Below are 252 nucleotides of genomic sequence, written 5' to 3'. Positions count from 1 at the left end.
CGTGGCCGGCCAGGAAGCCGGCGGCGAACAGGTCGCCCGCGCCGGTCGTGTCGACCACCGTCTGGACCGGGCTCGCCTCGACGGCCCGGACCTCGCCACCCTGCACCACCAGGGCGCCGTCGGCCGAGCGCGTGACCAGGCCGAGCAGGTGCCGGCCGCGGGCGTTGCGCTCGTCGCGCAGGGCCGCGACGGCGGCCTCGGGATCCTCGGTCTCGTAGAGGCTCTGCAGCTCGGCCATGTTGGCGAACAGGA

The 252-nt window shown here is 75.8% G+C and carries 1 protein-coding gene; it reads right to left on the bottom strand.

From position 1 onward, the window contains the following. The coding region (locus tag KZZ06_RS21635; protein ID WP_257884541.1) for a PfkB family carbohydrate kinase at positions 1 to 252 on the bottom strand (252 nt) is incomplete at both ends.

It is taken from the genome of Sulfitobacter sp. CW3 (assembly GCF_019392245.1).
In the GTDB taxonomy this organism is placed as follows: Bacteria; Pseudomonadota; Alphaproteobacteria; order Rhodobacterales; family Rhodobacteraceae; genus Sulfitobacter.
Note: the sequence above shows the minus strand (reverse complement) of the source record. Positions and strands in the feature narration are given on the sequence as shown.